Source organism: Scandinavium sp. (genome assembly GCF_051650185.1).
Taxonomy (GTDB): Bacteria; Pseudomonadota; Gammaproteobacteria; order Enterobacterales; family Enterobacteriaceae; genus Scandinavium.
In genome coordinates, this window is the sequence record NZ_JBOFIN010000124.1 from 34,141 (window position 1) to 47,155 (window position 13,015).

Here is a 13,015-nt window from a genome sequence, read left to right on the forward strand (position 1 = left end):
TGTGTTATCCCTTCAGCGCCGTCAGTTGATCCACATCGAGCGTGCCGAGCGTGCGCCAGATCTTTCTCACCAGCAGCACCATGACAATCACCGCGAATATCGCGTCGGTGGCGATGCCAATCTCCACCAGCTCCGGCGCTTTATGCGCCAGCAGCGCCAGCACCAGGTGCGAGCCGTTCTCCATCAGGCAGTAGCCAAACACCTGTTTGAGAATGTTGCGCTGGGTGACGATGCACAGCAGCCCGAGCAGGAAATGGCCGAGCGCCACCGACAGCGCAGGTTTTAAATCCTGCAACAGCGGCAATTGCACCGGGCGCACCACATACCAGCACAGCACCACAATCACGGCGGCGGCAATCATCAGCTGCGTCGGGCCAATCAGGCTGACATCCGCTTTTGGATCGGCGAGCTTACGCAGCGCAAAGCCCATGATCAGCTGCACCAGAATCACTTTGGTGAGCAACGCGCTGAAAGACCACATCAGCAGTTGTTCAGAATCGAGCGTCCGGGAGAGCGTGAAGAAAATCAGCACCAGCACCAGCGACTGCAGGGCGTAGAACCAGCAGGAGCTGCGCGGGTGTTTCGCCCCAATCACCAGCAGTGATGTCACCATCATCAGCCCGGCGAGGTTATTAACGAGTAAGGCTCCGGTCATCATCGACTCCCTTAATTAAGCCAGTACGCAGCCATGACGCTGGAAAGCAGCGACATCACTACCAGAACGACTAACACAGCACGCATTGCCAGCGGCAGCGGCGACATCTGTGCCACTTCCGGGCTTGGCTCCCCTGGTACCACTCGCCCGAACCAGTAAATCAGCCAGGCGAAGCTCGCCACGGACTCCACCAGCGCCAGCACCATGACCGGCAGCAGCTGCCAGTGTTCTGCCGAGAGCGTGAACCCGGCGGCAAAAACAGGGAATTTGCTGAAGAAGCCGTTGAACGGAGGCACACCGGCAATCGCCAGCGCGGCAACACAGAAGCCGATCCCCAGCAGTGGGGATTGACTCATCACCCCGCGCAGTTTTGGCAGCAGACGCGTGCCGCAGCTGTAGCTGAAGGCCCCGGCAACGAGGAAGAACAGACTTTTAGCAAACGCGTGGTTGAAGAGGTAGGCAATGCCGCCGTCCAGCGCCTGTTTTGATCCCAGCGCCGCCATCGACAACGCAAGGAACATCCACGCCAGTTGGGTGATGGTCGACCAGGCCAGCAGACGTTTCATGTCCTTCTGCGGCAGGTACATCATGAAGCCGTAAATCATGGTGATGGTCGCCATCACAATGCCGACCCAGCCGATGGCGTGCGGCACGTTGCCACCTTCCAGAATGGCGCGGGCAAAGATGTAGACACCGACCTTGACCATTGACGCGGCGTGTAAGTAAGCACTGACTGGGGTTGGGGCTTCCATCGCATCCGGCAGCCAGGCCTGCATCGGCAACTGCGCGGATTTCCCCCACGCGGCAAACAGGATGCCGCCGTAAACGACGTAGCTGGCGGTGCCGTGCAGCTGGCTTAAGGCGCTAAGGGCAAAAGTGCCGGTGTTGAGGAATAAGGTGGCCGCCGCGAGGTAAAGCCCAAGCGAGGCCACGTGGGTTATCAGCAGCGCTTTCATCGCCGAACGCTGAGATTTTGGCGTCTGGTAGTAGCCAATCAGCGCCCACGAACAGCCACCGGTAATTTCGAAGAACAGGAGTTGCCCCAGCAGCGTGGAAGAAAGAACCAGCCCCGCCATCGCACCAATGAAGATAAGCAGAAAGGCGTAGTAGCGGTTGCCGCCATCATGCGGATGCTCGCGGTTGCCGCTGGTCAGGTAGCCCATGGAGTAAAGGCTCACTAATAACCCCAGGAACACCACCGCAAACACAATCAGCGTGCTGATCCTGTCGACCGTAAAGCCAAACAGCGCCACGCCGTGCACGCTGACGAGCGTGTAAGTCACATCAACTTTTCCGCCCGCAAGAAACTGCCACCCCATAACCACCGTGCCAAGCGTTGCCAGCAGGGCAAACAACGTGCAGATTTTTTTCGCCAGCCGCTGCGGCGCACAGGCCGTCAGCAGCGCACCGACAAACGGCACCAGCAGGGTCGTCAGAGCTATGTTTTCCATCATTTAACGGCGCTCCTTACAGACCGGTAAAATAGAAGACGAAGGCCAGCGCCGAAACGCCAAAGCCAAGCCAGGTCACGCGGTGCGTCAGCAGGAAACGGCCTCGCGCCAGCGAGTTTTCCACCAGCGACGCCAGCACAAACACCACCAGCAGCTTGATGACCATCACCACCAGCGCCAGCAGCAACGCCGATGCCGTCAGGCTTGCTGCTTTGCCGAACGGAATAAACACTGCGAGGAAAAGTTCGGCGACCACCACCTGCTTGAGGCCAATGCCCCACTTCACCAGCGCGAAGTCGGAGCCGGAGTATTCGGTGAGCGGCCCTTCCTGCAACTCCTGCTCGGCTTCGGCGACGTCAAACGGGATTTTGCCCATCTCGATAAACGAGGCGAAACCGCAGGCCAGAAACGCCATGAAAATCGCCAGTGGCGAAGACCAGCCTTCCGCCAGCGTGGCGCTGATGGTGCCGATGTTGGTGGAGCCGACAATCAGCGCCACCACAATCAGGCCGAGGATCAGAATCGGTTCGACCAGAATGCCGAGCGTCAGCTCGCGGCTGGCACCAATTCCGGCAAACGGCGAACTGCTGTCCAGCCCGGAGAGCGAGAAAAAGAAACGAAACAGCGCGAACAGGTACAGCAGGGTGATTAAATCGCCTGCCCCGCCGAACGGTGACGTTTGGGTGAACACGGGCAGAGCCATCGCGACCAGCAGCATGCTGCTGAGCAGCACCCACGGCATCACGCGGAACATCGCCCCGGACTGATCGGGCCCGACGGGCTGGCGTTTGAACAGTTTGCCGAGATCCCGATAATCCTGAAGAATGCCCGGCCCACGGCGTGAGTGCATACGGGCGCGGATCTGACGGGAAATCCCGGTCATTAACGGCGTCAGCGCCAGCAGAATGGCGGCCTGACAAACCGCGAACAGCCCCATGCCCCACTCTGGCGTTTGTTGGATTAACATTTCACTCTCCTCACAGGGCCACGGTCAGTAGCAGCACCACCAGCGCCACCACCACGTACAGGCAATACAGGCGGAAATCACCGCTCTGCATCCGTTGGACGACCGCGCCCACGCGCTGAACGGTACGCACCACAGGCCAGATAATTCGCTCATCCCAGAACGGTTCGACGGCTGCTGCGCCGTCGGTGGCTTTGGTCAGACCGCGGCCAAGTGCGGCTGAAGGATCGAGCTGTTTACGCATCCGATAGAGCGGCGCGAACATCACGCGTAAAGGCTGAGTGAAACTGCCCGCCGAAGCCGACATCGCTTCCTCCCACGCATAGCCACAAGCCCACGGCTCACCGCGACGACGGAAAGCACCGCGCTCACCGCGCAGCACCCACCACACCGCCAGCGGCAGCACAGGCAGAGCAATCAGTAACAGGAAGGAAATCGCAGGAGAAAGCATGGCCTGAGCGCTGTTCCCCGGTTGCAGGACGGCGTTGCCGGCAACAATCACATCGCTGGCATGCGTTAAGGAAGTGGCGACTTTCGTCAGGATCGGCGCGGCGACAGAAGCCCCCACGCCCAGCGCGACACAGAGCAGCGCCATCACAATCATCGCTGCCGTCATTGGCCACGGGACTTCGCGTGCGTGTTCGGCCTGTTCGCTGCGAGCGCCGCCGCAGAAGCTAATGCCGTAGACTTTCACGAAGCACATCGCCGCAAGCGCCCCGGTGATTGCCAGCATCACAATGGCAATCGGCCCCGCCAGACGCATCGCGAAATCACCATCGTGGCTCATGGTGAACAGCGACTGATAGGTAAACCATTCACTGACAAAGCCGTTCAGCGGCGGCAGCGCAGAAATGGACATGCAGCCAATCAGGAACGCGGTGCCGGTCAACGGCATCAGCTTCGCCAGGCCGCCCATTTTTTCCATATCTCGGGTGTGGACTCGGAAAATCACCGCACCAGCGCCAAGGAACAACAGCCCTTTAAACAAGGCGTGGTTGAGCAGATGGAAAAGCGCGCCGAGCAGGCCAATGGTCGCCAGCACCGGGTGATGCGTGGCAATGCCGACCATTCCCACGCCGACGCCCATCAGGATGATGCCGATGTTCTCGACGGTGTGCCACGCCAGCAGGCGTTTGATGTCGTGTTCTGCCAGCGCATACAACACGCCCAGCACGGAAGAGACCGCGCCAAAGGCCAGCACCACAGTCCCCCACCAGCTTTCGGTGGCGCCAAGGAGATCGACCCCGACTTTGAGGATGCCGAATATCCCGATTTTCACCATTACGCCCGACATCAATGCCGAAGCGTGGGAAGGTGCCGCGGGGTGCGCCCGTGGCAGCCAGCTGTGCAGCGGCAGCATCCCCGCTTTCGCACCAAAACCGAGAAATGCGAGGATAAAGACGACCGATGCCACCGCAGGCGAAAGGTGTAACTGGCGGAAGGATTCAAATTCCAGGCTGCCGCTTTCCCGCCACATCAGGAAGAACGCCACCATGATCAGCACCGATCCGGCATGGGCGATGAAGAAGTAAAGCAGCCCCGCTTTGATCGACTCTTCGCTCTGGTCGGCTATCACCAGGAACCAGGAAGCCAGTGACATCATCTCGAACAGAATGATGAACCAGAAGCCGTTATCCATCACCACCAGGCCGACCATCGAGGCGATAAACAGGTTCATAAAGAACCCCATCGAAGCCGCGCCTTTGCCCAAATACTCCTGCATATAAGAGAGCGAGTAGAGCGCGCACAGGGTCACCAGCAGCGAGATAACCATCACCATAAACGCCGCGAGGCTGTCCATTCGCACGCTGAAGGCCGCGAAAGGGAATGGTCCGGCGGCAAGCCAGGTCTGCACTTCGCCGCTCAGCAGAACAGGCACCGCGCTACACAACCCCAGCAGGCCGCCCGCAACGGCGCTGATTCCAGCGAATTTGATGGCCAGCGCTTCATTTTTTTGCAGCAGCAAAGAGACCACGCCCCCGAGGACGTACAGCCCCACCGACCACAACAGTAATTGCAGTGAGTCCATTAGCGTTGCTCCCGGGTGTAGTTGGTCAGCGTATCTGGCATCAGCAGGGCTGTTTGCGCCCGGCGCTGTTTCATCTGCTCCGCCACCGCATCAGGTTCAACCAGATGCAGCGCGTGTGTCGGGCACGAACGCACACAGGCCGGGCCTTCGGGCAGGAAGTGGCACAGGTCGCATTTCACAGCGACGGTGCGTACCCCCGCGTTCCAGCTCAGGAAAGGATTCATGCTGTCATTGCTGACCGGCACATCGCTCAGCAGTGAGGCGGGCACGTAATGTTCGTACTGCGTCGGCACGTCCAGCGGCGTACTGCCCGCAGGCGTTATCGCGCCGAACGGGCAAACCAGGCCACACAGCTTGCAGCCAATGCACAGGCTTTCGTTGATCTGCACGCTGTCCCCTTCCAGGGCGATGGCGTTGACCGGACAAACGCGTTTGCAGGGCGCATCTTCACAATGACGACACAGCACCGGGGCCGTGTGGTCATCAGTTCGCGCCATCGTTAGCCTCGGATGTTGCACAAGCCCCTCAGTTTTGTGGACATCGGAGCAAGCTGCCAGGCAGGTATTGCACCCGATGCACCACTGAGGGTCCGCAATCACAAAGCGGTTCATGGTGATTCCTCGTGAACGGAAGAAAAAGATTGCGCTGGTCCAGCAAATTACATGCCACATTGAAATGACAATAAAAATCAAACAGATAAATAAACAGCGCTCACCGCAACCCCTGTCATCGACAGCATGACGACGTTTGTGTCGATGGCTTTTGACGGTTCCGATTCGCCGCCGTCACTTGTGGCGAATTCACGTCAGAAATGTCATTACCGACGTGTCGATTTGCACTTAAAGGCTAAAAATCAAAGAGATAAAAAGTGGCCTGCATCTTGCTTTAACGCGAGGAAGCATTCAGTCCGGAGTCGTTATGCACGAGATAACCCTCTGCCAGCGGGCAGTAGAGATCATTGAACAACAGGCGCAGGTCAACGGCGCTCGCCGCGTCAGCGCCGTGTGGCTGAAAGTGGGGGCGTTTTCCTGCGTTGAGCCTTCGGCGCTGAATTTTTGTTTTGAACTGGTGTGCCGCGGCACGCTGGCGGAAGGCTGCGAGCTGCACTTAGAGGAGCAGACCGCCGAGTGCTGGTGCCCCGACTGTCAGGTCTATGTGCAGCTGGTGTCGCAGCACGTTCGCCGCTGCCCGCAGTGCAATAGCGACAAGCTGCAAATCGTCGCGGACGACGGTTTGCACATTCAGCGCATCGAAGTGATAGAGGAATAAGACATGTGTACAACCTGTGGCTGCGCGGATGGCAACCGTTACATCGAAGGCGATGAGCATAATCCCCATTCCGCTTTTCGCAGTGCCCCTTTCGCCCCGGCATCACGCCCGGCAATGACGATAACGGGCCTCAAACAAGACTTTAGCCCACAGCAATCCACCGACGGTGATTTGCATTACGGTCACGGCGAAGCAGGCACGCACGCGCCGGGCATGAGCCAGCGCAAAATGCTGGAAGTGGAAATCGACGTGCTGGAGAAAAATAACCAGCTTGCCGCACGCAATCGCGCCCGTTTTGCCGCCAGCCAGTTGCTGGTGTTGAATCTGGTTTCAAGCCCAGGTTCCGGCAAAACGACGCTGCTGACGGAGACGTTGTTAAGGCTGAAAGGGAAAGTCCCTTGTGCGGTTATCGAAGGCGATCAGCAAACCGTTAACGACGCCGAGCGTATTCGCGCCACAGGCACTCCCGCGATTCAGGTGAATACGGGTAAAGGCTGCCATCTGGATGCGCAAATGATTGCTGATGCCGCACCGCGCCTGCCGCTGGAAGAGAACGGCATTCTGTTTATCGAGAACGTGGGCAACCTGGTGTGCCCTGCAAGCTTCGACCTGGGCGAGCGCCACAAAGTCGCGGTACTTTCGGTCACGGAAGGTGAAGACAAGCCGCTGAAATACCCGCAAATGTTTGCCGCCGCTTCACTGCTGTTGCTGAACAAAATCGACCTGCTGCCGTACCTCAATTTTGATGTGGAGAAATGCCTTGCCTACGCGCGGCAGGTGAATCCTGATATTGAAGCCATACTGATTTCAGCCACCAGCGGCGAAGGGATGGATCAGTGGCTGAACTGGCTGGAGGCACAACGATGTGCATAGGCGTTCCGGGGCAAATCTGCGCCATTAACGGCAATCAGGCCAAAGTGGACGTCTGCGGCGTGCAGCGAGATGTCGACCTGACGCTGGTCGGTGCGCAGGATGAACAAGGCCAGTCACGCATGGGCCAGTGGGTATTGGTGCACGTCGGTTTCGCCATGAGCGTGATTGATGAGCATGAAGCCCGTGACACCCTCGCTGCGCTCCAGAACATGTTCGACGTTGAGCCGGATGTGGGAGCGTTAATGTGGGGCGAGGATCGATAATGCGTTTCGTCGATGAATACCGTGCGCCCGAACAGGTGATGCAGCTTATTGAGCATCTGAAAAAGCGGGCATCGCTGCTGCCTTGCTCCGCAGAACGCCCGTTGCGAATAATGGAAGTGTGCGGCGGGCACACTCACGCCATTTTCCGTTTCGGCCTCGACCAGCTTCTGCCCGACAACATCGAGTTTATTCACGGGCCAGGCTGCCCGGTTTGCGTCCTGCCGATGGGCCGGATTGATAGCTGCATTGATATCGCCACAATGCCGGAAGTTATCTTCTGTACCTTTGGCGATGCGATGCGCGTGCCGGGTAAAAACGGTTCGCTGATGCAGGCCAAAGCGCGCGGGGCGGATATCCGCATCGTTTATTCCCCGATGGATGCCCTGCGAATGGCGGCGGAATACCCGCAGCGCAAAGTGGTGTTCTTCGGCCTCGGTTTTGAAACCACGATGCCCGCCACCGCCATCACGCTGCAACAGGCGCGGGCGCAGGATCTTGAGAACTTCTTCTTTTTCTGCCAGCACATTACGCTCATCCCCACGCTTCGCAGTTTGCTTGAGCAACCCGATAACAGCATCGACGCCTTCCTCGCCCCAGGCCATGTCAGCATGGTGATTGGCACCGAAAGCTATGGCTTTATCGCCGCTGATTTTCAGCGCCCGCTGGTGGTTGCCGGGTTTGAGCCCCTGGATCTTCTGCAAGGCGTTTGCATGCTGGTCGAACAGAAAATTGCAGGACATTCACAGGTTGAAAACCAGTATCGCCGCGTGGTTCCCGATGCCGGCAATGCGCTGGCGCAAAAAGCCATTGCAGAAGTTTTTGCGGTGAAGGGCGAGAGCGAATGGCGGGGCCTTGGCGTGATTGCCGAATCCGGCGTGCAGTTAACAGAAAACTATCAACGCTTTGATGCCGAAGCGCATTTTCAGCCGCCAAAGCGTGAAGTCAGCGACGATCCATTGGCTCGCTGCGGCGAAGTGCTGACCGGGCGCTGCAAGCCGCATCAATGCCCGCTGTTTGGCAAAACCTGCAATCCCCAAAGCGCCTTTGGCGCGCTGATGGTGTCTTCAGAAGGCGCGTGCGCGGCCTGGTATCAGTATCGCAGTCAGGAAGGTCAACAATGAAAACCGTACAACTCGCTCACGGTAGCGGCGGCCAGGCCATGCAGCAACTAATCAACTCGCTGTTTATGCAGGCTTTTGCAAACCCCTGGCTCGCGGAACAGGAAGACCAGGCGCGTATCGATTTATCAACGCTCACCGCCAGCGGCGACCGCCTGGCCTTCTCCACAGACAGCTATGTTATCGATCCGCTGTTTTTCCCGGGGGGCGATATCGGCAAGCTGGCTATTTGCGGCACGGCCAATGACGTTGCCGTCAGCGGTGCCCTCCCCCGCTATCTTTCCTGCGGGTTTATTCTGGAAGAAGGCCTGGAGATGGCCGTGCTGGAACAGATTGTGACAAGCATGGCGCAGACGGCAAAAGCGGCGGATATCGCAATAGTCACCGGCGACACTAAAGTGGTGCCGAGAAGCGCGGCCGACAAGCTGTTTATCAACACCGCAGGCATCGGCGCAATTCCGCAAAACATTAACTGGGGCGCTTCACAATTGGTTCCAGGCGATGTGCTGCTGGTAAGCGGCACGCTGGGCGACCATGGCGCGGCCATCCTCAATCTGCGCGAAAACCTTGGGCTTGATGGCGACCTGCAAAGCGACTGCGCAGTCTTAACCCCGCTGATTCAGCCCCTGCGAGATATCCCCGGCGTAAAAGCGTTGCGTGATGCCACGCGCGGCGGCGTGAATGCTGTCGCCCATGAGTTTGCGGCCGCTTGCGGCTGCGGCATCTTGCTTAACGAAGCCCAATTGCCCGTCAAACCCGCCGTGCGTGGCGTTTGCGAACTGCTGGGGCTGGACGCGCTAAATTTCGCCAATGAAGGCAAGCTGGTGATTGGCGTAGCCGCTGAAGCCGCCGAACGCGTGCTTAGCCAGCTACGAGCGCATCCTCTTGGCCGGGATGCCGCCCTCATTGGCGAAGTGACTACGCAAAGAGGCGTCCATCTGCAAGGGCTCTACGGCGTGAAGCGCACGCTCGATTTACCGCATGCCGAACCGCTGCCGCGGATTTGCTAAGCACTGACTTCGTGCCAGGACAACATCATGCCAACGACACCGATAAGCGATCTCAGCCAGCAGGGCCTGTTTGAACTGACCCGTACTTTGCTGCAACAGACAGATTTAACCGCCGTCAGCGAGACAATCACGCACCTGATCAGGCAGGCAGGGCTTGCCGACCGCGTCGCCTTACTGTTTTGGCAGCAAGGCTTCCAGACGCTGAATGTCTACAGCAGCACGCTCGCGAGCGGCGATAAGCTTCCGCTGGAACAAGGGCCGATGCGGCGTCTGCTCTCCCGGCCGGATACGCTGAATTGCGATTACGCGGCATTTTGTGAAACCTGGCCCGAGCTTCGTCAGCATCCTCATTACGCGAAATTTGCCCGCTACGGATTACTGCCACTGGCAACCGAGGGGCGTATTTTTGGCGGCTTCGAGGTGCTGCGTGGCGAAAATCGCCCCTGGAGCAGTAAAGAGCTTCAGCGTTTGCAAACGCTGGCTCAGCTGCTCGCCGTCGTTACGGAACAATTCCAGACGCGGCAACGTTCCAGCAGCGATTACCAGCAGCTGTGTCAGGAACGCGATAACTTCCGCATTCTGGTGGATATCACCAACGCTGTCCTCTCGCGGCTGGATATCGACGAACTGGTGAGCGAAGTCGCAAAAGAGATCCACCACTACTTTCGCATTGATGCCATCAGCGTGGTGCTGCGCGGCAATGAGGAAGGCAAGCTTAACGTCTTCACCAGCCACTATCTTGATGGCGAAACCCCGCTTCACAGCCTGAGTGAAGTGGATGAGAACGGCACGCTCAGTGAGCAGGTTTTCAAAAGCAGAGAGATGCTGCTTTTGCCAAACCCCACGTTAAGCCTGCTGGCACAGGGCGACCGCAATCTGTTCGCGATGTGGGGCAACGAACTGAAAAGCCTGTGCTTGCTGCCGCTGATGTCAGGCTCGACGCTGCTGGGCGTGCTGAAACTGGCGCAGTGCAGTGAAGAAGTGTTCAGCGCCAGCACTCTTCGCTTATTGCGGCAGGTTGCCGGGCGTGTCGCCATCGCCGTCGATAACGCGCTGGCCTATCAGGAAATCCGCAGGCTGAAGGAGCGGCTGACAGATGAAAACAAAGTCCTGACGGAACAGCTGAACAGTCTCGATAACGACTTTGGCGAAATTATTGGTCGCAGCGATGCCATGCTCAGCGTGCTTAAACAGGTCGAGATGGTCGCGCAAAGCGACAGCACCGTGCTGATTCTGGGTGAAACCGGCACAGGAAAAGAGCTGATTGCGCGGGCCATTCATCATCTTAGCCACCGTCGCGAGCGGCGAATGATCAAGATGAACTGTGCCGCAATGCCTTCCGGGCTGCTGGAAAGCGATCTGTTTGGACACGCCAAAGGCGCCTTTACGGGGGCCAGTGCACCCCGAACCGGGCGCTTCGAACTGGCCGATAAGAGCTCGCTGTTTCTGGATGAAGTGGGCGATATGCCGCTGGAACTGCAGCCTAAACTGTTGCGCGTACTCCAGGAGCAGGAATTTGAACGGCTGGGCAGCCATAAGCTGATCCAGACGGATGTCAGACTGATCGCCGCCACCAACCGCGATCTGCGCCAGATGGTGGAGGATCGTGAGTTTCGCAGTGACCTGTTCTACCGCCTGAACGTCTTCCCCATCGAGCTCCCGCCACTGCGTGAAAGAGCAGAAGATATTCCCCTGCTGGCAAAAGCGTTCACCAGCAAAATTGCCCGACGCCTTGGCCGCAAAATAGACAGCATTCCAGCGGAAACTTTGCGTGTGCTGAGCCAGATGCCGTGGCCGGGCAACGTGCGCGAGCTGGAAAATGTCATTGAGCGTGCAGTGCTGCTGAGCCCGGGAAACATGTTGCAGCTTTCGCTACAGGACCCTTTTTTGACTCAAGTGACAACAACCATAAACCCTGTTGAGCCGCCGCTCGAAGGCGAGGATGACTATCAGCAAATCGTCCGTGTATTGCGGGAAACCAATGGCGTTGTTGCCGGGCCAAAAGGTGCCGCACAGCGTCTGGGCTTAAAGCGCACCACGTTGCTTTCACGAATGAAACGGCTGGGGATCGAGAAAGAGACGCTGGTATAAGCACTCACCTGCAGCCCGAACGGCCTCTTTAAAAACGCCGTGCTCTCGCGGCGTTTTGCTTATTTCTTAGGGCGATACTTTTCCGGCAGTTCCGGAACGGCACGACGATCGTCAATCAGATGCAATACCGTTAAAATCGGGTGTCGCCACAGCATTCTCGGCCCTGCCCAGCGCATAATTTGCTTCATCTCTTCGCGTTTCGCTGGCTGATAACAGTGCACGGGGCACTGCTTACAGGCAGGCTTCTCTTCGCCAAAGACGCATTTATCCAGCCTTTTGTCAGCATACGCATTCAACGCGGCATAATGTCCGGGTTGCTGATTCGCTTGCGGGCAGCGTTGTTGGTATAACGCGATCATCCTGTTAATCGTCAATTTTTCTCTGCGAATGCGGCTTCCCATGATCCCAAACCTTCAACCAATAAGTTGCATCAATAATACTCCTTAACGCTATCCGGCACCATCCGCGGAGTCAGAGTCCAAAAAGAGACGAGTTTTATGTTGGCTGAAAAATGAACAATGGTTATTATTTGCGCACTTTCCGGGAGGAGTCCGGTCACTTTCTCGTAAGGATGTTTTCGCTCTTTTTTGTAGAACTTCTCATTTATGCTCTTAAAGAAACTTTTTCCTGCAATGGTGCTGTGCGCCTCCACGCTCATTGCCGGCCACGCTTGCGCTTTTAATCTGCCTTCGAATTTTACGTCGCTTAATGACCGCAGTCTGACCCGCCAGGTTTCTCATCCTCAGAACGAAACCGTAAAAGCAAAAATTCTCGCTGAATATTCGCAATGGAAAGGCACCCGCTACCATTTCGGGGGGCATTCACATCGCGGTATCGACTGCTCCGCGCTGATGCAGGAAATCTTTCAAGGCTCAATGAGCATGGACCTGCCTCGTACCACGGGCGAGCAGATGCACAACGGCCATCGCATCAGCAAAGGGGAGTTAATTCCTGGCGATTTGGTGTTCTTTAAAACGTCCCGCACGACTCGCCATGTCGGCGTCTACGTGGGAAATAATGAGTTCATTCACGCTTCGAAGAAGAAAGGCGTCACCGTCTCCAGCCTTGATAATGAATACTGGCTGGCTCACTACGAAACAGCCCGCAGGCTGGATGCTGACGCGTAAGACTGGTCCTCAAAACCTCTCGTCATGAGTAATGCCGATCAGTTAAGGATCAGTTGACCGATCCAGTGGCTGTGTAAGAATCCGGAAACGCTCACTCGTTTCCGGATTTTTTTATGCTCATTGGACAGGCACTTGATTTGGTATCCCGTTACGATTCTCTGCGTA

At 57.5% G+C, this 13,015-nt stretch carries 13 protein-coding genes; 7 read left to right on the forward strand and 6 right to left on the reverse strand.

Annotated elements, in window-relative coordinates; all coding sequences use genetic code 11:
• Positions 1 to 4 precede the first annotated feature (4 nt).
• Genes hyfE through ACRCWW_RS16220 form a run of 5 tightly spaced genes read right to left on the reverse strand, consistent with a single transcriptional unit; the run spans position 5 to position 5,710 of the window.
• Positions 5 to 655, reverse strand: a complete 651-nt coding sequence (gene hyfE / locus ACRCWW_RS16200) for a hydrogenase 4 membrane subunit (protein WP_438683312.1) — start codon at positions 653 to 655, stop codon at positions 5 to 7.
• An 11-nt stretch (positions 656 to 666) separates the two neighbouring features.
• On the reverse strand, positions 667 to 2,106 hold the full coding sequence (locus ACRCWW_RS16205; protein WP_438683327.1) for a hydrogenase 4 subunit D: 1,440 nt from the start codon (positions 2,104 to 2,106) through the stop codon (positions 667 to 669).
• A 16-nt stretch (positions 2,107 to 2,122) separates the two neighbouring features.
• A complete protein-coding gene (locus ACRCWW_RS16210; RefSeq protein WP_438683313.1) occupies positions 2,123 to 3,073 on the reverse strand; it encodes a respiratory chain complex I subunit 1 family protein in 951 nt (316 codons plus the stop codon).
• Between the two features lie 10 nt (positions 3,074 to 3,083).
• Complete coding sequence (gene hyfB, locus ACRCWW_RS16215) at positions 3,084 to 5,099, reverse strand: hydrogenase 4 subunit B (protein ID WP_438683314.1); 2,016 nt, start codon at positions 5,097 to 5,099, stop codon at positions 3,084 to 3,086.
• Positions 5,099 to 5,710, reverse strand: coding sequence for a 4Fe-4S dicluster domain-containing protein (locus ACRCWW_RS16220; protein ID WP_438683315.1), 612 nt, complete (start codon positions 5,708 to 5,710; stop codon positions 5,099 to 5,101). The genes hyfB and ACRCWW_RS16220 overlap by 1 nt, the downstream gene beginning before the upstream one ends.
• A gap of 307 nt (positions 5,711 to 6,017) precedes the next feature.
• Between ACRCWW_RS16220 and hypA the strand changes: the two genes are divergently transcribed.
• From hypA to flhA, 6 genes are read left to right on the forward strand one after another with little or no spacing between them, the layout of a single operon-like run.
• Positions 6,018 to 6,368, forward strand: a complete 351-nt coding sequence (gene hypA / locus ACRCWW_RS16225; protein ID WP_438683316.1) for a hydrogenase maturation nickel metallochaperone HypA — start codon at positions 6,018 to 6,020, stop codon at positions 6,366 to 6,368.
• A gap of 3 nt (positions 6,369 to 6,371) precedes the next feature.
• Complete coding sequence (gene hypB / locus ACRCWW_RS16230; protein WP_438683317.1) at positions 6,372 to 7,241, forward strand: hydrogenase nickel incorporation protein HypB; 870 nt, start codon at positions 6,372 to 6,374, stop codon at positions 7,239 to 7,241.
• Complete coding sequence (locus ACRCWW_RS16235) at positions 7,232 to 7,504, forward strand: HypC/HybG/HupF family hydrogenase formation chaperone (protein ID WP_438683318.1); 273 nt, start codon at positions 7,232 to 7,234, stop codon at positions 7,502 to 7,504. Before hypB ends, ACRCWW_RS16235 begins: the two co-directional genes overlap by 10 nt.
• A complete protein-coding gene (gene hypD / locus ACRCWW_RS16240) occupies positions 7,504 to 8,625 on the forward strand; it encodes a hydrogenase formation protein HypD (RefSeq protein WP_438683319.1) in 1,122 nt (373 codons plus the stop codon). Before ACRCWW_RS16235 ends, hypD begins: the two co-directional genes overlap by 1 nt.
• A complete protein-coding gene (gene hypE, locus ACRCWW_RS16245) occupies positions 8,622 to 9,632 on the forward strand; it encodes a hydrogenase expression/formation protein HypE (protein WP_438683320.1) in 1,011 nt (336 codons plus the stop codon). Before hypD ends, hypE begins: the two co-directional genes overlap by 4 nt.
• A gap of 27 nt (positions 9,633 to 9,659) precedes the next feature.
• Positions 9,660 to 11,723 carry a formate hydrogenlyase transcriptional activator FlhA gene (gene flhA, locus ACRCWW_RS16250; RefSeq protein WP_438683321.1) on the forward strand — a complete coding sequence of 688 codons (2,064 nt, stop codon included), beginning with the start codon at positions 9,660 to 9,662 and terminating at the stop codon, positions 11,721 to 11,723.
• Between the two features lie 59 nt (positions 11,724 to 11,782).
• On the opposite strand, the gene ACRCWW_RS16255 is transcribed toward flhA, so the two are convergent.
• Positions 11,783 to 12,127 carry a nitrous oxide-stimulated promoter family protein gene (locus tag ACRCWW_RS16255; protein WP_438683328.1) on the reverse strand — a complete coding sequence of 115 codons (345 nt, stop codon included), beginning with the start codon at positions 12,125 to 12,127 and terminating at the stop codon, positions 11,783 to 11,785.
• Between the two features lie 201 nt (positions 12,128 to 12,328).
• On the opposite strand from ACRCWW_RS16255, the gene ACRCWW_RS16260 reads away from it, so the two are divergent.
• Complete coding sequence (locus ACRCWW_RS16260; protein WP_438683322.1) at positions 12,329 to 12,850, forward strand: NlpC/P60 family protein; 522 nt, start codon at positions 12,329 to 12,331, stop codon at positions 12,848 to 12,850.
• The last annotated feature ends 165 nt before the right edge of the window (positions 12,851 to 13,015 follow it).